The sequence below is a fragment of the Streptomyces sp. NPDC007917 genome, from assembly GCF_042959105.1.
Classification (GTDB): Bacteria; Actinomycetota; Actinomycetes; order Streptomycetales; family Streptomycetaceae; genus Streptomyces.
Genome location: NZ_JBIBKK010000019.1, coordinates 148145 through 165879, shown reverse-complemented (window position 1 = coordinate 165879; position 17735 = coordinate 148145). Strand labels below are relative to the sequence as shown.

The window sequence follows — 17735 nt, the reverse complement described above, 5'->3', positions numbered from 1 at the left end:
CGACAAGCTGCGCAAGCAGAACGCCAAGGCCATCGCCGACTCGACGAAGAAGGCCCAGGAGTCCAACGCCGACCCGCTCTACCAGCAGGCCCGCACCGAATGCGGCGGCTACGACACCTGCGTCACCGAGCGCACCGACAAGCTGCGCAAGCAGAACGCCAAGGCCATCGCCGACTCGACGAAGAAGGCCCAGGAGTCCAACGCCGACCCGCTCTACCAGCAGGCCCGCAAGGAGTGCGGCGGGTACGACACCTGCGTGACCGACCGGGTCGCCAAGCTCCGCGCCCAGAAGAAGGCAACCACCACCAAGAGCGACCAGCGCCGCACCACGGACGTCCACAAGACCACGACCGCCAAGACCCGTCAGACGGACCAGCACCAAACCCGCAACGCGAGGGCGATCGCGGAGTCGACGAAGAAGGCGAAGAAGTCCAACGCCGACCCGCTCTACCAGCAGGCCCGCACCGAGTGCGGCGGATACGACACCTGCGTCACCGACCGGGTCGCCAAGCTCCGCGCCCAGAAGAAGGCAACCACCGCCAAGACCACGACGCGCACCGAGCAGCCCAAGCCGTCCCAGAAGACGAAGAAGACGCAGACCTCGGACTACCGGGGCAAGGGGGGCGTCAGGGCCACGGCGGCCTGAAGCTCCTCGTTCCAGGCCGGATGCCGCGGTGCGCCACCCATGCCCACCGCCCGCCGCGGGGGCGGTCCCCCCCTGCCCCTCCCCTCCCCCTCCCTCGCCCCCGCCCAGGCCCACGGCTCGCGCGGCCCGCGCCCGTAGAATCGAAGCACTGTGTCCGAGAACCCCACCGCCAAGCACCCCACCGCCCGCGATCCCCGCCCCGAGCGCACGCCGCCGCCCGCTCCCCCGTCCTCGCGCGACCGTCGCGCCGAGCCGATGTTCCCGGGCGGCCCCCTGGCCGACCCCGCCGGCTCGCACCACGAGCGGCGCATCCGCTCCTTCCGTCCGCGGCGCGGCCGGGTGACCCCGGGCCAGGGCGAGGCGCTGCGCCGACTGTGGGGGCAGTGGGGCCTGGACATCGACGGCCTCTCCCGTATCGACCTCGGCAAGCTGTTCGGCGAGCCGGACCTGCCCGTCGTCCTGGAGATCGGCTTCGGCATGGGCGAGGCCACCGCCCAGATGGCGGCCGCTGACCCCGGCACCGGCATATTGGCCGCCGATGTCCACACCCCCGGCCAGGGCAACCTGCTCGCTCTCGCGGAGCGGAAGAACCTTTCCAACATCCGCGTGGCGAACGGCGACGCGATCATCCTGCTGCGCGAGATGCTGGAGCCCGCCTCCCTCGCCGGGCTGCGCGTCTACTTCCCGGACCCCTGGCCCAAGAAGCGGCACCACAAGCGCCGCCTCATCCAGCCCGAGTTCATCGCCCTCGCCGCCACCCGGCTGCGCCCCGGCGCGCTGCTGCACTGCGCGACCGACTGGGAGCCGTACGCCGAGCAGATGCTCGAGGTCCTCACCGCCGACCCGCACTTCGAGAACACCCAGCCCGACGGCGGCTACAGCCCGCGCCCGGACTTCCGCCCACTGACCAAGTTCGAGGGACAGGGCCTGCAGAAGGGCCATGTCGTCCACGATCTGATCTTCCGCCGCAGCGACACATAGCGCCCTTTAGCCGCTGGGCATAATCCTGCGGTCCTACTTTCTCCCGTTCGTTAGGGTCGTCAGGTGCACCAGTCCCCGCCCCCGCACCAGCAGCCCGGCCCCCCGGCCATGGCATACGGACAGCAGCCGTGGACCGACCCCACGTCCGCGCCGCCGCCGGGAGGCCACTGGCCGCACCCGCCGGGCCGCGGCCCCTGGCGCGGCCGGCTGAGCGCGCTGTGGGCCAACAAGTCCCTGCGCGTCACGGCGCTGGTCGTCCTGCTCTCCCTCTCCGGGCTGATCATCCTGGCCCTGGTCCGCCAGCAGACCGGCACCGAGGGCTTCCTGGTGGGCCTGGGCCTGGCCATCCTGCCCGTACCGCTGCTGATCGCCGCGTTCCGCTGGATGGACCGCATCGAACCCGAACCCTGGCGGAACCTGATCTTCGCCTTCGCCTGGGGCGCCTGCGCCGCGACCCTCGTCGCCCTCATCGCAAACGGCTTCGCCACCAAGTGGCTCATGACCAACGTCGCCGACTCCTCCTCCGGCCAGGCCGACGCCGACGCCTGGGGCGCCACCCTGGTCGCCCCCGTCGTCGAGGAGAGCGCCAAGGCCGCCGCCGTCCTGCTCCTCTTCCTCTTCCGGCGCCGCGACTTCAACGGAATCGTCGACGGCGTCGTCATCGCCGGCATCACCGCCACCGGCTTCGCCTTCACCGAGAACATCCTCTACCTCGGCACGGCCTTCGTCAGCGACCAGGAATACGGCTACTCCGGCATCCGCTCCACCACCGCCGCGACCTTCTTCATCCGCGCGGTGATGTCCCCCTTCGCCCACCCCCTCTTCACCGCCGCCACCGGCATCGGCTTCGGCATAGCCGCCGCGGCCGCCCAGCACCAGCGAGCGCGCCGCGTCCTCGTCCCCCTCGCCGCCCTGCTCGGCGCCATGGTCCTGCACGGCCTCTGGAACGGCTCCGCCACCTTCGGCGGCTACGGCTTCCTCGCCGTCTACGCCCTCTTCATGGTCCCCGTCTTCGGCCTGCTGACCTGGCTGACCATCTGGTCCCGCAACAACCAGCTGCGCACCATACGCACCCAGCTCACCACCTACCAGGCCGCCGGCTGGCTCACCCCACCCGAGCCCATCGCCCTCTCCTCCATGCGCGCCCGCGGCATAGCCCGCGACCTCGCCCGCCGCACCCAGGGCCCGGCCGCGGCCCGCACCGTCGCCGACTACACCGCGACCGCCACCTCACTCGCCTTCCTCCGCCACCGCGCCTACCTCGGCACGGCGGGCCCCGACTTCACCACCCGCGAACGCGAGCTCCTGGACCACCTCTGGCAACACCGCGAAACCGCCCAACCCGCCCTGGCCCACGCCGCCCTCTCCGTCCCCCTCCCCCGCCGCCCAGTCCCCCGCCCCCACCCGGCCACGATGCCCCCGCCCTACTGGCCCCCCACCCAGCCCCCCTACGCGCCGCACACCCCCTACGCCCAGCCGGCCCCCTACGGCTACCCGGCCTGGCCCCCGGCCCACCAGCCGCCGCACCCGCAGGGGCAGCCGTGAGCCGGGCCTGCAGCTCCCGCAGGGGTGCGGTAGGCACGGCGCCCAGGTTCGCGTTGGCAACAGGGGGTCTGGGAAGCTGGTTCCATGTCGGACTCCGAGCAATGGTCGCCGCCACCAGGTTCGTGGGCATCATCCGCGGCGCGGCGCCGGAACATGCAGGCGATCAGATCACGCGACACCAAGCCTGAGCGTGTGATCCGTCAGCTTCTCCACGCTCGGGGTTTCAGATATCGCGTGGCCGCGCGGCCACTAGCCGACTTGCGCCGCACGGCGGATATCGTCTTCCGTCCGACGCAAGTCGCCGTTTTCATCGATGGCTGCTACTGGCACGGTTGCCCGGACCATTACGTTTCCCCGAAAACCAACCCCGGCTATTGGTCGGGCAAGGTAGCTGGCAATATTGCGCGCGACCGCGACACGGACAAGTGCCTTACCGAAGCGGGATGGCTAGTGCTCCGATTCTGGGAGCACGAGCCGTCAGGAGCCTGTGCCGACAAGATTGCCGCTACGGTCCTCGCTCGCCGGGCGGGGCTCGATAAGCGCTGAGTCCGGGAAAGCCGTCATCTGGCCGACGTTCTCTTCTACGGCTAGAGGCTCCTGCCCGCCGTCCAGCTCGTACCCCTTAAGCAGTTCGTCCCGCTCCTGCGGAAGCAGCACCGCCGCAATAGCCCTGCCAACCGCTTCAGCCACCGGCGGTGGGAAGGCGTTACCCACCTGACGGTAGCGCGCTGTCTTCCGTCCCTGGAACTTCCAGTCGGCAGGAAAGCCCTGAATGCGAGCGGCTTGCTCAACCGTCAGCATCGGGCCCGCCGGACGGAACAAGTCGCGCTCCGGATCACACTCATCCGGGTCATTCGCGACGCCCGACGCGTCGACTCCCATGGCCGCCCACGCTCGCTTCGCCCGGGTTGGGCCCAGGTCGGCACCGCCGTGCTTCCTGGATCCTCCCACGAGTGTCGGCGCCACCCCATCGGTAGAGTTCGCCTCCGCCTTTTCAACGGCCTCCAGCCACGTCTCGAAGACGTGTCGCCCGGTACGCTCGCCTGGCCTGGCCCGCCTGCCCTTCTCGTTCTTATCCCAGAACTTCTCACAGCGCTCACGCATGCTATCTTCCAGCACGTCTTTTACGGAAACACCGCCACCGGCCAATCCCTTGGGCCATACAAATTTGCGATCACCTAGAGCACTCTTGTGGATAACAACAAGAATGGCCCTTGGACGGAGCTGAGGAACGCCGAAGTCACGCGCCTCAAGCAGTCGCCAGACGCGCCTCATCTCCTTGTCCTGCCGCTCGACAGGCCACTTTTTGTCGATGTGAGGGACGTCATACCCCAGACGCCCCAAATCCTCCAAGATCCGCCTGCGGTAGTCGATGAACACATGCGGCGGCTGAAGAATTCCGCGCACATTCTCGATCATCACCGCTTTAGGGCGCAGCTTATCCACGATACGGAGCATATCCGGGAACAAATCGCGCTCATCGTCCTCGCCGAGCCGTTTACCGGCTAGCGAGAATGGCGGGCAGGGCACGCCGCCGGCCAAAAGATCAAGACGGTCATCGCCGAGGTCGAGACCTTTATGCTGCTCCGAGCCAAGAAAATCTTTGACATCTTGGGGCTTGAGCTTTTCTCGCCTTTTTTCGTCCCACTGCGGCCAGTGGCCGACGTTGGCTCTGAGCGTCTCGACGGCGTGGGCATCCCACTCCACGAGAGCTAGGTGCCGGAAACCGGCCTCATGCAGCCCCACTGCCTGGCCACCCGCTCCTGCACAGATCTCAACCGACGTCAGCTGCGGGTCACTTTGCGGGCCACTGCCTCCGCTGGCGCCCATGCGAGATCCTCCTGGTGCGACGCAAAATACCTTGCCCAGTTTCGCATGCGCCGGCACTTCGGTGACCATGAGTTGCGCAGCCAGGCTGACCAGACTTGGATCAGCCTGGTCAGCCTGGGGGTGGTCCCGCTAGGACCGGGATCGGTTCTGTCCCATGTGACCGAGAAGGGCCTCAATGTCGCTGGGAGCGAGACCAGCCGCCACCGAGGGCTCCTCCTGCAGATCGGAGAGCTGCTGCACGGAGGGGTCGTCGAGGATCTTCCCCATGAACTCGAGCTTCTGGTTCAGCCGCGCCTCGACCACCTCATCGATCGTGTTCCGGGCAGCGAGCACCGTGACCCGGGTGTCCGTACCAGGAGCCAGCCCCAGGCGATGGATGCGGTCGAGACTCTGCAGGAAGCGTCCTGCGACGAAGTCACGGTCCACGTACACCGCGTCGTGGCAGACATGGTGAAGGCTGATGCCCTCCCCCAGGGTCGCCGGGTTCGAAATCAGCACCATGCACCCCGGATCCTCGCGGAAGCGGCGAAGTTGCTCGTCGCGGTCAGGGGTCCCGCCATGGACTACCGCCGGGCCGTACTTCTCCAGCAGCTGGGCCAAAGTGGTAAGGCTTCGGACGAACGTCGTCCATACGAGCGTCTTCCGTCCGCGCTCCGCGTTCTCCGCGACGATCGCCGCCGCTTCCTTGTACTTGGGCGACAGTTCGTAGTCCGGAAGGTTCTGCATGAGCGTGAACAGCGAGTCGCCCTGAGGGATCTCCAGAGGCGGCAGCTGATAGGCCAGAGGCTCATGTCGGCTCGCCCCTTCGACGAGAAGAGCCGGGCTCGTCGCGGCCATCAGCAATCGCAGGGCAGTCTTTCCGAGCGAGCTGAGATCATCGCGGGCAGCCCCAGTGCTCACCCCTCCGACCAGCGAGCTGTAGATCTCGCTGTGCAGATCCGGCATGTCCACGTACCGCATCCGCAGCTCCATAGGCGGCAGACCTAGCTCATGCTTGGTCGTCCGGGTGAAGAGCGGTCGCAAAACAGTACTGGCGTGGGCAAGGTCACCGCCGGCCACTGCCTGTGCCACTGAACGCTGCCCATGCCCCGGCCATACGAAGCCCAGGAGGTTTTCCAGGTCCTTAGACCCATTGGGGGCTGGCGTACCGGTGAGAATCAGACGGCGCTGAGCGAGAGGGCCGAGCGCCATGCAAGCGGCTCCGTAGGTGCCCCGTACGCCGAGCTTCATCCGGTGCGCCTCGTCAAGGATGATCATCGAAGGAGCGGACTTCAGCCATCCCGCCAGTGTTGAGAGGGAACGGTCCAGGCGCTCGTAGTTGACGATAAGAACCTCGGCCCACTGGTCGAGAGACCGGTCCAAGATGTGCGGCCGCAGCGGATAGCGGAAACACGCGGCAGTCTCGTACTGCCAGGACTCGTATGCCGATTTGGGGCATACGACCAACACCCGGCTGACCTTGCCTTGCGTCTTCTGGGCGGCGTATACGGCGAGAGCCACACGGGTCTTGCCGGCACCAGGGACACTGAAGTTCGCCCCGTGCTGGAGGGACAACAGTTTCGCGATGTCGCGCCGCTGGAACTCACTCAGCTCAGCCTGCCAGTCGGCGCCGAGAAGACTGCTGACGTCCTCAGCGCTGACCTCGGCTGAGTGGTCAGGGGCGGCAAGCCGCTTCTTGACGACTTCCGCATCCTGGAGGACCCCAACGACCAGGCTCTGCAGCTCCGGAGCCCACGCCACGCCAGACGGGTGTGGCCACGTGCTTATTGCGTTCAGTCTTCCCAGCAGGTCATCGAGCTCGACTGACGCCATCAGTGGGCCGAGCTGGCCGCCCGTACGGAAACGGGCGGCCAGCTGGACGAGATCATTTCGATGCTTCTCGGTGGTTCTCAGAATGACCTTGGTACGCGTCTCGTCGAAGCCGAGGTGCAGAGACGTCTCGACCGCAGCGTCGGTCATCAGGAGATCTCCGTAGCCGCGGCATCGATGAGCCACGAGACGCCGTCGCCAGGGTGCGGCATACCGCGACCTGCCTGCTGGGCCAGCTTTCGAAGGCTGTCCCGCAGCTTCAGCACGGCCTCGTCGAACGCCTCCTCGTCCAGAGAGCGGGTAGCGCGCGCCTGCACCAGATCGACCACGCACTGGTCGATGTCGGCACAGGCATCAGCAAGACGGGCCGGCGCCATCTGCTTGCGTTTGCGGACGCGAGCGTCACGGCCGGCGGCGTCGATCGCGGCATCGAACGCCCGGTGGGCATCGTCGAAGAGGATCTGCGCGGTGCTCTTCTCACTGTCCGGGACTGCCGGATCAGTGCTGAGTGCGGCGGCCTTCGCCCGCAGAATCTGATCATTGAGCGCCCGGGCCGCTGAGACAGACGCCGACGCCCCCGGAACCGAGACACCCAGCCCCGGTACGGCCACGGCCTCTTCCTCAACCGCCAGGGTGTTCAGGTTTTCCGGAAGCGTACGGCCCAGGTACCTGTCCTGGAAGCCCTCCTCGATATGGCGCACGTCAGTCTTGGCGAAGCCAAGGGTGATCGCTGCCATCCGGACTTCCTTGAGCACTTCGGCCTGGTCCGGATCGGCCGCGGCCAGCTTCTCGTAGGCGCGGTGAAGCTCCTTCAGCTTCTCCTGATCGTCCTCGAAGTCCACCAGGCGCAGTGCAACACCACCACCGCTCCGGCTGCGCTCGATCATGTCCTGGATGGTGCTGAGGATCCAGCGCTCCTGGTGGTACGTGGCCGGCTTGATGCGGAATTCCTTGGCAATGGCTTCCGGAGTCCGGCCCAGCGCGGCCTGCTCCTCCATGGCGAGCAGACGATTGATGTACGAGTACTCGCGGCGGTGGTCCTTGCGCAGCTGCAGCGACAGCTCGACCGCGTTGATGTCCGCCCAAGTGAACGACTCCGGCAGCACCCCTACCCGCATCGACTGCGCACCGATCTCCCGGAGTGCGGCGGCACGGGTGTTGCCGTTCACGAGGATGCCCTGGTGGGTGATCAGTCCGGGATCGTTCTGGCCGAACTGCTTCAGACTTTCCTTCAGCTTGTCGAAGTCGGGGTCCCTGCGGCTCGGGTCCTTCGGCTCGGCCTGAAGCAGATGCTTCAGGTAATTCTGGCTGTCAACGCTCCAGGGGTCCTTGTCCAGCGCCTCGTCACGCTCGGCATCGTGGCTGCGCTGGGCACGAATGCGGTGAGTGCTGGGGTTGAAGTACAGCCCGGCGAGCGGAAGATCGATGACTTCTACAGGTACGCGCTGTTCGTTCCAGTCGACCGTGACCGTTTCCCGGGTGCCGCCCGACGTCTTCACCTCCTCCAGCCTCTTCTTGATCAACTCACTGAACTCCGCCGCGCGCGGCGGCGGCGCGAACTCCCGCAGCATGGCTTCCTCGTCCCCCTCTTAGTCTTCGTCGCTGCTTACGGCCTTCTTGACGGCCGCACGCGACTCCTCGGGCAGCGTCCGGTAGGTCCCCCACAGCTTCTCAAGGGGGCTCACCGTCCGCCGGTCGGCCTCAATCCAGCCGGCGAAGACCTTCCGCTCCAGCGGCGTCAGGCTCTTCACCCCGTCGAACACCGCCCCCAGATCTACCTCGCGGTCCGCTCCGCCCGAACCACACCGCTTGCACTCGGTGACGTACTGCACCTCGACGGTGCCGTCCTCCAGCCGGACGCTGCGACGGGCGACATTCAGCTTCGACTGCTCAATGCCGTCCTCGTAGAGCTCCCCTACGCCGACCCCACAGTTGCGGCAGAGGAAGTTGTCCGCCTGCCATACCTTGTTGCGCTGGGCCGCGCTGAGGCTGTTCTTGTGCTTCGCGACCTTTGCCTGGCCAGGGATCCATACCTCAGCGCCCTTGCTGACGTACCTCTGCTCCTCCAGCTTCAGGGCGGGATCATCGCGGTTCGTGTCGATGCGCCATCCGTGAGCGCGAAGGTCCCGCAGCCGCCGATCGATCTGCGATTCGCCCGGGAACGCGTCACGCAGTTGCGCCTTGGTGAAGATGTTGCCTTCCCCCACCTCGGTCTCCAGCCACAAGGCCGCCCGAATCTTGCCCCCGAACTTTTCTTTGTCCTGCCACGACGGCAGCATCGCCATCTTGAGTCTCCGTTTCAGCCGTACAGGCATGCCTAAGAAACGCCTTGACCCCGACATGCATGCCCAGTCATGGCGTCCGCCCCGAACTTCGGCGGCACTTCCATTGAGCACCGGCAACTGGAAAAGGTCGAGCGAATACGCATGTTGCACGCGAATACGCAACTACCTCTGCGGCAGGATGGGTTGACATGACCGGCACACGACCGGCTACGACGGCAGCAGGAGGGGACGGATGCGAGCCAGAGCGAAGGTCAGCGAAGAGGTGCCGCCTGGCAGACGCGCACTCGCCCAGATGGTGAACCATCTGCTTGAACATCTGGGCGCCGCAACGCTGCAGGAGGCGGCTGAACTCATTACAGCGCACGGATATCCGACCGATAAGAGCAGATTGTCACGCTATAGAAGTGGTAGAAACCGCCCGCAGGAAGGGTTCCTTGTTGCGCTGCACGGAATCGCCGTCGACCGTGCAGGCGGCGAAGACACCGTCGGCATCTCCGAGCACGACGCGCTTGAGGTGCTCGCCGCCGCCGAGACGAAAGCCTGCAACGTCTGCCCCACGCTGTACCGCAGGATCCGTCGCGTGCGGAACAGAAACCGCCGCTTGTTGCGCGACAACCGGCGCCTCTTCAGGGCTAAGGCCGGCTTAGAAGAGGAGTTGGCTGACTTCCGCAAGAACATGGCATCGCTGCCGGTCCCCCCTCAGCGAGGGGACCGGCAGCGCACGGCGCACGACGTGGCCGCCGCGCAGCAACTTGCGGCCATGACTGCGGACCTCGATGAAACGACCGAGCCGGATACAGCGGTGGCCGTACTGCGCCAGACCGCGGAGGTTCTGACCCCTCTGGAGAGCGCCGCCTCCGTCGCCCTCCTCCGGGGGGAGCATCGCCATGAGCTGGCTGACACGCTGATCACGATGTACGGGCGCGATCACCCCGACAAGGACGTCATTCGCGCCGCCCTGGAACTTCATGGGTACGGGATGGTCGATGACGCCGGCGCGATGCTCCGTGCCGCCGCAGGCTGAAGTGCCGGCGCGGATGACTCCCCCGCCTTCACACTGCGTCAGGCGATCAATACGGTCGGGATGGCTACCTCACCACACCCACCTCAGCTTCAAACTGAAGCTGAGCGCGGTCCAGGGCCGTGTCCGGGTCCCGGCCGTGGGCGCGGAACCAGTGGAGGAGGTCGGCGATCAAGGCGATTGCCGCCTCTTCCGCGAGGGCTCGTCCGAATTGCGGTGAGGATTCCCTGCGATACGCCGACCGGCCGTAGAGGGTGAGCAGGGCCTCCGCACGATCCACTTGAGGCCCTTCCAGGTGGGCGTCGGCCTCGCGCAGTTCCGTGGCGATCTCGCACCAGGTCGTCTTGCCGGCGTCGGTCGGCATCACGCCCCATCGGTCCGTTACCGCCATGACCAACGCCAGCCCTCGGCCGGACTCGGACGTGGTCGTCGCACCCAGGAGTGTGGGCAGGGCCCGGCGGTCCGGGTCGTGGATCTCGATGCGCAGGTAGGTGCCGTTCATGGAGACGGCCATCGTCGTGGGCGTGCCGGCGCCGACGTGGACGATGACGTTCGTGACGAGCTCGCTGACGCAGATCAGCGCCGCGTCGATGAGGTCGGGCAGGCCCCAGCGCGTCAGGTGCGTGCGCATGCTGCGTCGGAGGGCGGGGACTTCACCGGGTTCCGCCAGGAAGGGAAGGTGCCACGCCTTCCTTGGCATGCAGTGCTCGATGGCCATCTCTCAACCCCTCGCGGTCGCGTTGCCTTGCAGCGGTCACCTGCAGCTATCACTTGGTGGCCGAGCGGTTACTCCGTGTGAGAGCATGGCATCGCACATCTCGCCGTGCAATGTGCACGAAGGGATTCGCTCGAATGGGTGACTGACGGGTCCGACCCGCCCGACGAGACTGAACCTTCTTTCCCACACGAGGAGTTCATGTGCCCGGATCACCTACTGCCCGACGTCGCCGCTTGGCCATCGAGCTGAAGAAGCTGCGCGAGGAACACCAGCTCACCTGCAACCAGGTGGGCAAGGAACTGGACTGGAGCGGGTCCAAGGTCAACCGCCTGGAGACGGGGCAGGGCCGCGTACAGCCGTCGGACATCGATGCTCTCTGCCGTTTCTACGGAACGTCCGACGAGCTCCGCGAACTTCTCAAAGAGCTCGCCAAGCAGTCCAAGACGCGGGGGTGGTGGCACGAGTACGGCAGCGCCGTGCCTTCATGGTTTTCGGTCTATGTCGGTCTGGAGCAGGCCGCTTCGGGGCTTCGGGCGTACGAGTGCGAGTTCGTGCCCGGTCTGCTTCAGACGGCCGATTACGCACGGGAACTCCACCTCGCCGCGCCGACTCAGGACCCCGACGACGTTGAGCACATGGTCACCGTGCGCATGGAGCGGCAGGCTCTCCTGACCAGTGCGACGCCCATCGACCTGTGGGCCATCGTGCACGAGTGCGTGCTGCGGCACGTCATCGGCAACGCCGAGATCATGCGCGCGCAGTTCGAACGCCTGCTGGATGTGGCGCAGCTGAAGAACGTCACGCTCCAGGTGCTGCCGTTCGACGCCGGCAGCTACCCCGCCGTTGGCGCGTTTACGATCTTGGGGTTTCCTGATCAGGAGGATCCCGACATGGTGTACCGCGACGGCCTGACAGACGCGGTGTACCTGGAGAGTCCGGAAGAGATCGCCCTCTACGGCAAGGCGTTTGACAATCTGCGTGCTCTGTCCTTGAGTCCTCAGCGGTCGACTGACCTGATCAGACAAGCGGCACAAGGACTCTGTTGATGACCGATATATCACCCCTCCAGTGGCGGAAGAGCAGCTACAGCAACGGAAGCGGGGGCAACTGCGTCGAGATGGCCGGCCTGGCGGGCGGCGGGGCTGCCATCCGGGACTCGAAGGAACCGGAGCGGGCCGTGCTCGCGTTCTCGGCTCGCGCCTGGCGGAACTTTGTAGCGGCCCTGCCCACCAGTTTCCTCAGGCACCGAGAAGGGCGTTGACCTCTTTGACGACCGTGGTGATGTCGACCGGCTGACTGGTGTCGATGGTCAGCAGGGGCCCGCCCAGGCGGAGAGGGCCCGGGTAAGTGGCGCGGAGCGTGGCGACGCGCTCGGCAACTTGCTCGGGGGTGAGTTGGCGGTCGAGGTGGCCGGGGTGGCGGGTGCGTCGCTGGAATCGTTCGGCGGCGAGCGTGGGGTCGCAGTCGCAGAAGATCTCGATCAGGCGCGCGTTGAGTCGGTGCAGCCGTTCGGGTGCGGTGTCGTGGTGCCACCAGTTGTCGAGTACGGCTCGTTTGGCTTGGGCAGCGATGGTGTAGAGGACGTCGTCGCCGGCGCGGCTGAGCCGGTGTCGCCAGGTGTGGTCGCCGGTGCCGAGGGAGTCGAAGAGGGATTCCAGGATTGCGTCCTTGTCGATGACCGGCCATCCCAGGCAGTCGCCCAAGGCGCGGGAGAGAGTGCTCTTCCCGCTGGCTGGCAGGCCGGAGGTGATCACGAAGACGTTGTCGGTCACGACGTCAGTGTGGCGTGAGGCTCCCCAAGCCGTGCCTGGTCCGAGCGCTCTTCTGTCCCTGTCGAACGAGTCCGCGAGGAGTTCTGATGCGAGAAGTGCTGATAGTCGCCGCAGGCGATGCCTGGTTCAAGTCCTCGTACAGTGGCGCTGGCGCAACCGAATGCGTCGAGGCCGCCTTCCGCAAGGGCGGCATCGCCATCCGGGACTCGAAGGACCCGGACCGGGCCGTGCTCGCGTTCTCGGCGTGCGCCTGGGGAGAGTTCGTCGCGTCCGTGCGGCGCGAGCAGGTCTGACGTTCCGCTGAGGTTCGAGCGGGCATGGGCATTCTGGCCGCCACCTGTGTCACGTGGAGGAGGCCACAATGAAGAAACTCACGCGTCGGATTGCCGTCCTTGTGGCGGGGGTGGTGGTCGGGGTGCTCGCTGGCGGGGTGTCTGTTCGGGCTGACAGTGGTGGCGGGGCGCAGGGCGAGGGTGTGATGCGGCTGCGGGGCCTAGAGGTTCGTATCCACAATGGGACGGGGTGTCGGCTCACCCGCTCCGACTATCGGCTGACCTGGGGCGAATTCGTCACCGAGCCCACCGTAGTCATCCCCAAGGGGCAGGACGGCGGGTTCAAGGCGCAGTCCCGGGCGGCGTCGTTCAGTGGTGTGGAGGGGGTCGTGAAGTACATCTCCAGTAACTGTGACGAGAACTGGCGGAACCAGCACCCCGCCACCCTCGACTTCAACGTCCCGGTGGTGGGGACGAACTCCTACACCCCTGACGGGAGCGGGGCCTTCGCGTCCGAGCTCTCCGGCGGGAGCGGGGCTCAGGCCGTGCTCATGTGGGGCCTGAGCAAGCGCTAAGCGGTTTCGTCTACGTGGGGCGCGGAGGGTGGGCCGAGGAGGCGGCGGAGCGCGGTTGGGGTGTGGTGGAGGTGTTCGCGGATGGTGCGGGTGAGGTGGGCCTGGTCGGCGAAGCCGAGGTCGGCGGCCAGGGTGGCGAGGCTAGGTTCGCCCTGGGTGAGGCGGTCCATGGCCTGGCCGACGCGGACGCGGTTGCGGTAGCGGGTCAGGGATACGCCCATCTCTTGGGAGAAGGCCCGGCTCAGCCGGTACGGGGAGACCTTGAGGTGCCGGGCCAGTGAGCACAGCTCCGCTGCCTGTGGGGCTCCCTCGGTGATTGCCTCGCGGGCCGCTGCGACCAGGGCGCGGTCGGCGGGTTTGGGTCGCTGGGCCGGTTTGCCGGTGGCCGCGGCGAGGAGGCGGAGCAGTTCCTCCGTCAGGGCGTAGTCGATGTCGCCGCCGGCGGCGGCTGCGAGGAGGCGCCGGTGGGTGAGGTCGATACGGGCGTCGACGTAGACGCTCGTGCTGCCCGCGAGCCCTTCCCAGAGCCGGGGCGTGAAGGTGAGGGAGGTGCAGGTGTCACCGCCGGTAGGGTGCGCGAAGCGCTCCTCTTCGGCCGGGGTGCCCAGGTATCCGACCGTCGGGTCCAGGTCGACGTCGGATCCTCCGGCGGACCGGCGGAATCTGCCGCGTCGTACGAGCACCATGCGGTGATCGTCGCGGGCCTCCGGCTGGGACCACCGGGTGTGGTCGGAGCGGCACACCACCGTGGTCACGGCGAACTCGGACCGGGCGGCGAGGGTTACGGCTGAGAGCACGCCGCAGACCCTACGTCTCGGGTCCGACACCGAGCCGGGTTCCGCGAGTCCGCAAGCTCGCGAGTGGTCCGCAAGGATCTTCAAGACCCCCGGCATGAGCAGCGCGGATGCTGGGCGGGCAAAGCCACGACACCGAGGAGTCACCGGCATGACCGTCCACGCGGAGCTCACCGCGATCGTCATCGACTGCGCCGCCCCCAAGGAACTCGCCGAGTTCTACCACCGCCTCACCGGCTGGGAGATCACCCACAGCGACGACGACTACGCCAGCCTGGGCAACGGCCCGTTGCGACTCGCCTTTCCGCGGGTCGCCGACTACCGCGGGCCCTCCTGGCCCGACACCGCCCACCACGCCCACCTCGACTTCCAGGTCAGCGACCCGGAGGCCATGGTGAAGGAACTGATCGCGCTCGGGGCGAGCGCACCCGACTTCCAGCCCGGCGAGGGGCAGTGGACCGTCCTCGCCGACCCGGAAGGACACCCCTTCTGCCTCTCCGCAGCCTGATCAGGAGTCACCCATGGCCTCCATACACAAGGAATTCGTCGTCGACGCCACACCCGACGCCGTCTGGGACGTGCTCAGCGACTATGGCGCGGTGCATGAACGCCTCGCGCCCGGCTTCGTCACCGATACGCACCTGAGCTCGGACACCCGTACGGTCACCTTCATGGACAGGACGATCGTCCACGAGCGGCTTGTCGACCTCGACCACGAGAACAGGCGCGTCGCCTACCGCCGCACGACCCGTCCCGTCCGGAGAGGCGCAAGCGCGGAAGATCCCGATCAGGGAGGCGTTGTGCCCATGCAGGCGCTGCGGGGTCGGGCGTAACGTCACGGTGGCGTGAAGTCCCCTGCATCCAGGACGGAGCTGCCGCCGCAGTGGCTTTTGTCGACGGTCGACGGGCCGGCCGAGGAAGGCCCTGCGCCTGGTCGACAAGCCGCTGGGCTCCCTGGGCTCCCTGGCCTCGCCGCGCCCTCCCGGGACCGCCCGGGGGAACCTGAGCAGGCACCGGCCCCGGGTCCGCCGTACGGGCCGGGGCGGGTGTTACCGGCTGCCGGCGTTCGGCCTGGGGGTGGTCTGGGGGTGGGGGAAGTCCGTCCAGCCTTTGCGGAGTCGGGCGAACAGGGTGCGGAGCGCCTGGGCTGGGTCGGGGCTCTCCTGGGCCAGGGCGCCGATGTCCAGGGCGAAGCGGGCCAGGGCGCGGGCTTGGAGGTCGTCGTCGGGGAGTCCGGCTTCCGCGGCGATGGCGTGGGCGAGGGTGGTCTCCCAATTGCGCTGCATGCGCATGAAGTGGTCGCGCAGCGCGGGGGTGGTGTGGACCAGGTCCAGGAACTCCTCGCGGGAGGGGTCGCCGGGGTGGCGGGGCTTGGGGGCGGCGAGATAGGTCTCCAGCGCGTCCAGGATCGCCGTGTCTGCCGGACGGTCGCGCACCGCTTGGGCCAGCTGCTGTTCGTGTGCGGCTTCCTGGTCGAAGACCAGCGATTCCTTGCTGGGGAAGTAAGCGAACAGCGTGCTGACCGCGATGTCGCACGCGTCGGCGATCTCGGCCACGGTCACCGCGTCGAAGCCGCGCTCGCGGAACATCGCGAAGGCCGTGTCGGCCAGGCGCTTGCGTGTCTGGGCCTTCTTGCGTTCCCGCAGTCCTCCGCGCGTCATGCCGCCCACTGTAGCCCAGATATCGAAGCGACAGTGAATCCGTAGTGACTTGTTTTTCGAAGTGACTTCGATAATCTGAGGCGCGTCGCGCCATCAACGCGGCGAAACAGATGGCGAAACAGACGAGGAGACGACCCTTGACCGCGACCGCTCCCCCCGGCCCCCCAACGGGCCGGGCCGCACGCTCGGGGATCACCACGGTCCTGCCCGGGCTGCTGCTGGTGATCTTCTTGGCCTCGCTCGACCAGCTGATCGTGTCCACCGCGATCCGTACCATCGGCGACGACCTGCACGGCCTGTCGTCCCTGGCCTGGGCGACCACCGCCTACCTGATCACCTCGACGATCAGCACGCCGGTGTACGGCAAGCTGTCGGACCTGTTCGGCCGCAAGCGGCTGCTGCTGACCGCGGTCGGGATCTTCACCCTGGGCTCGGCCTTGTGCGGGCTGGCCACCTCGATGCCCATGCTGGCCGCCTTCCGCGCCCTGCAGGGGCTGGGGGGCGGCGGCATGCTGGCGCTGGTCGTGGCCGTGATCGGGGATCTGGTCTCGCCCCGTGAACGCGGCCGGTACCAGGGCTACACCATGAGCGCGATGACGCTGGGCAGCGTGCTCGGCCCGGTGCTGGGCGGGCTGCTGGCCGGGCAGGGCACGATCCTGGGCATCGCCGGCTGGCGGTGGATCTTCTGGATCAATGTGCCGGTCGGCCTGGTCGCCCTGATCGTGCTGCGGCGGGTGCTGCGCCTGACCACCACCCGCCGGGACCGTCACATCGACTGGTGGGGCGCGGCCCTGCTGGCGCTCGGGCTGACCCCGCTGCTGCTGATCGCCGAACAGGGCGCCGCCTGGGGCTGGGCTTCCGGCCGCGCGATCGGCTGCTACGCCGTCGCCGCCCTCGGGCTGGCCGGGCTGGTGACCGTATCGGCCCGCAAGGGCGCCGACGCCCTGATCCCGCTGCGGCTGTTCCGCACCAACAACTTCACGGTCTCGATCATCGGCACTTTCGTCCTGGGCCTGGCCCAGTTCGGCGGCCTGGGCGTGCTCCCGCTGTATCTGCAGCTGGCCAAGGGCGCGTCCCCCGCCAAGGCCGGGCTGCTCATCCTGCCCATCGCCCTGGGGCAGACCGCCGCGTCCTTCGCCGCCGGACGGTTCACCGCCCGCACCGGCAGGTACAAGAGCCTGGCGATCGCGGGTACGGCGCTGCTGGGGTGCGGGCTGTTCGCCATGGCCTCGGTCTCTGCCGACACCTCCCTGTGGATCACCGGCGGCTATATGTTCGCGTTCGGCGCGGGCGCCGGCCTGGCCGGCAACGCGCTGATGACCGCGCTCACCAACTCGCTGCCGCCGGCCGACATGGGCGCGGGCACCTCCAGCCTGTCGCTGTTCCGCGGTCTGGGCGGCACCACCGGAGCCGCCCTGCTGCTGGCCCTGCTGTTCGCGCAGGCCGGCCCCGCCATCGCCGAGCGCTACGAGGCCGCCGGCAGCTCACCGGCCTTCCAGCACGCGGCCGCCCAGCACCCGCACGATCTGACCGAGGTGCGCCATCCCGACCTCAACGACACCGCGTTCCTCGCCCACCTGGACCCGGCCCTGGCCAGGCCCTTCCTGGACGGCTTCGTCCACGCCCTGGACCAGGTGATGCTCACGGCCGGCGGCATCGTCGCCCTGGCCTTCCTCATCCTCCTGGGGCTCCAGCAGGTCTCCTTGCGCACCGAACCACCCGCCTCCAGGGCGGGCCGGGACCTCGGCGAGGCCGCGCGGCGCGGGCAAGGAGGCGGCGTCTAGCGGAGGGGCGGGATGGTCGCCCTGGCCGCCGGGGTACGGGCC

Annotated in this window: 20 protein-coding genes; 12 read left to right on the top strand and 8 right to left on the bottom strand. The window is 67.8% G+C overall.

The window, feature by feature from the left end; translation table 11 throughout:
- The 4 genes from ACFZDL_RS31795 to ACFZDL_RS31780 form a co-directional block, all read left to right on the top strand.
- A partial coding sequence (locus ACFZDL_RS31795) for a hypothetical protein (protein ID WP_391193124.1) occupies nt 1–646 on the top strand: 646 nt, incomplete at its 5' end.
- Nucleotides 647–796: 150 nt separating this feature from the next.
- Nucleotides 797–1627: a tRNA (guanosine(46)-N7)-methyltransferase TrmB gene (gene trmB, locus ACFZDL_RS31790; RefSeq protein WP_353593879.1), complete on the top strand. Its 831-nt coding sequence runs from the start codon at nt 797–799 to the stop codon at nt 1625–1627.
- Nucleotides 1628–1735: 108 nt separating this feature from the next.
- Nucleotides 1736–3172: a PrsW family glutamic-type intramembrane protease gene (locus ACFZDL_RS31785; protein ID WP_391193136.1), complete on the top strand. Its 1437-nt coding sequence runs from the start codon at nt 1736–1738 to the stop codon at nt 3170–3172.
- Between the two features lie 84 nt (nt 3173–3256).
- Nucleotides 3257–3718 (top strand): very short patch repair endonuclease, encoded by a 462-nt coding sequence (locus ACFZDL_RS31780; protein WP_353593881.1) that lies wholly within the window; start codon nt 3257–3259, stop codon nt 3716–3718.
- Here the strand turns inward: ACFZDL_RS31780 and ACFZDL_RS31775 are convergent.
- From ACFZDL_RS31775 to ACFZDL_RS31760, 4 genes are all read right to left on the bottom strand, one after another.
- Nucleotides 3650–5002 (bottom strand): DNA (cytosine-5-)-methyltransferase, encoded by a 1353-nt coding sequence (locus tag ACFZDL_RS31775; protein WP_353593882.1) that lies wholly within the window; start codon nt 5000–5002, stop codon nt 3650–3652. The two genes, ACFZDL_RS31780 and ACFZDL_RS31775, sit on opposite strands and share 69 nt — an antisense overlap.
- 129 nt (nt 5003–5131) lie before the next feature.
- Complete coding sequence (locus ACFZDL_RS31770; protein ID WP_353593883.1) at nt 5132–6961, bottom strand: DEAD/DEAH box helicase; 1830 nt, start codon at nt 6959–6961, stop codon at nt 5132–5134.
- On the bottom strand, nt 6961–8382 hold the full coding sequence (locus tag ACFZDL_RS31765; protein WP_353593884.1) for a hypothetical protein: 1422 nt from the start codon (nt 8380–8382) through the stop codon (nt 6961–6963). Before ACFZDL_RS31765 ends, ACFZDL_RS31770 begins: the two co-directional genes overlap by 1 nt.
- Nucleotides 8383–8400: 18 nt before the next feature.
- Entirely contained in the window at nt 8401–9096 is a 696-nt protein-coding gene (locus ACFZDL_RS31760; RefSeq protein ID WP_353593885.1) for a hypothetical protein, read from the bottom strand.
- A gap of 292 nt (nt 9097–9388) precedes the next feature.
- On the opposite strand from ACFZDL_RS31760, the gene ACFZDL_RS31755 reads away from it, so the two are divergent.
- On the top strand, nt 9389–10120 hold the full coding sequence (locus ACFZDL_RS31755) for a hypothetical protein (RefSeq protein WP_353593886.1): 732 nt from the start codon (nt 9389–9391) through the stop codon (nt 10118–10120).
- A gap of 64 nt (nt 10121–10184) precedes the next feature.
- Here the strand turns inward: ACFZDL_RS31755 and ACFZDL_RS31750 are convergent, their stop codons facing one another.
- A complete protein-coding gene (locus ACFZDL_RS31750; RefSeq protein ID WP_353593887.1) occupies nt 10185–10835 on the bottom strand; it encodes an ATP-binding protein in 651 nt (216 codons plus the stop codon).
- Between the two features lie 233 nt (nt 10836–11068).
- Here ACFZDL_RS31750 and ACFZDL_RS31745 point away from each other — a divergent pair, with 233 nt between their 5' ends.
- Together ACFZDL_RS31745 and ACFZDL_RS31740 are read left to right on the top strand one after the other, a co-directional pair.
- Nucleotides 11069–11881 carry a helix-turn-helix transcriptional regulator gene (locus tag ACFZDL_RS31745; protein ID WP_353593888.1) on the top strand — a complete coding sequence of 271 codons (813 nt, stop codon included), beginning with the start codon at nt 11069–11071 and terminating at the stop codon, nt 11879–11881.
- Entirely contained in the window at nt 11881–12096 is a 216-nt protein-coding gene (locus ACFZDL_RS31740; RefSeq protein WP_353593889.1) for a DUF397 domain-containing protein, read from the top strand. Before ACFZDL_RS31745 ends, ACFZDL_RS31740 begins: the two co-directional genes overlap by 1 nt.
- Here ACFZDL_RS31740 and ACFZDL_RS31735 read toward each other — a convergent pair.
- On the bottom strand, nt 12074–12607 hold the full coding sequence (locus tag ACFZDL_RS31735) for an AAA family ATPase (protein WP_353593890.1): 534 nt from the start codon (nt 12605–12607) through the stop codon (nt 12074–12076). The genes ACFZDL_RS31740 and ACFZDL_RS31735 overlap by 23 nt on opposite strands.
- A gap of 86 nt (nt 12608–12693) precedes the next feature.
- On the opposite strand from ACFZDL_RS31735, the gene ACFZDL_RS31730 reads away from it, so the two are divergent.
- Both ACFZDL_RS31730 and ACFZDL_RS31725 read left to right on the top strand, forming a co-directional pair.
- Nucleotides 12694–12900: a DUF397 domain-containing protein gene (locus ACFZDL_RS31730; RefSeq protein ID WP_353593891.1), complete on the top strand. Its 207-nt coding sequence runs from the start codon at nt 12694–12696 to the stop codon at nt 12898–12900.
- A gap of 137 nt (nt 12901–13037) precedes the next feature.
- Complete coding sequence (locus ACFZDL_RS31725) at nt 13038–13454, top strand: hypothetical protein (RefSeq protein WP_353593892.1); 417 nt, start codon at nt 13038–13040, stop codon at nt 13452–13454.
- On the opposite strand, the gene ACFZDL_RS31720 is transcribed toward ACFZDL_RS31725, so the two are convergent.
- Entirely contained in the window at nt 13451–14251 is an 801-nt protein-coding gene (locus ACFZDL_RS31720) for an AraC family transcriptional regulator (protein ID WP_353593893.1), read from the bottom strand. The two genes, ACFZDL_RS31725 and ACFZDL_RS31720, sit on opposite strands and share 4 nt — an antisense overlap.
- A gap of 148 nt (nt 14252–14399) precedes the next feature.
- Here ACFZDL_RS31720 and ACFZDL_RS31715 point away from each other — a divergent pair, with 148 nt between their 5' ends.
- On the top strand, nt 14400–14756 hold the full coding sequence (locus ACFZDL_RS31715) for a VOC family protein (RefSeq protein ID WP_353593894.1): 357 nt from the start codon (nt 14400–14402) through the stop codon (nt 14754–14756).
- A 13-nt stretch (nt 14757–14769) separates the two neighbouring features.
- Nucleotides 14770–15081, top strand: a complete 312-nt coding sequence (locus ACFZDL_RS31710; protein ID WP_353593895.1) for an SRPBCC family protein — start codon at nt 14770–14772, stop codon at nt 15079–15081.
- 216 nt (nt 15082–15297) lie between these two features.
- Here ACFZDL_RS31710 and ACFZDL_RS31705 read toward each other — a convergent pair whose 3' ends face one another.
- Nucleotides 15298–15909: a TetR family transcriptional regulator gene (locus ACFZDL_RS31705; RefSeq protein WP_353593896.1), complete on the bottom strand. Its 612-nt coding sequence runs from the start codon at nt 15907–15909 to the stop codon at nt 15298–15300.
- 137 nt (nt 15910–16046) lie between these two features.
- Between ACFZDL_RS31705 and ACFZDL_RS31700 the strand changes: the two genes are divergently transcribed.
- Nucleotides 16047–17693, top strand: a complete 1647-nt coding sequence (locus ACFZDL_RS31700) for an MDR family MFS transporter (RefSeq protein WP_353593897.1) — start codon at nt 16047–16049, stop codon at nt 17691–17693.
- Nucleotides 17694–17735 lie beyond the last annotated feature (42 nt).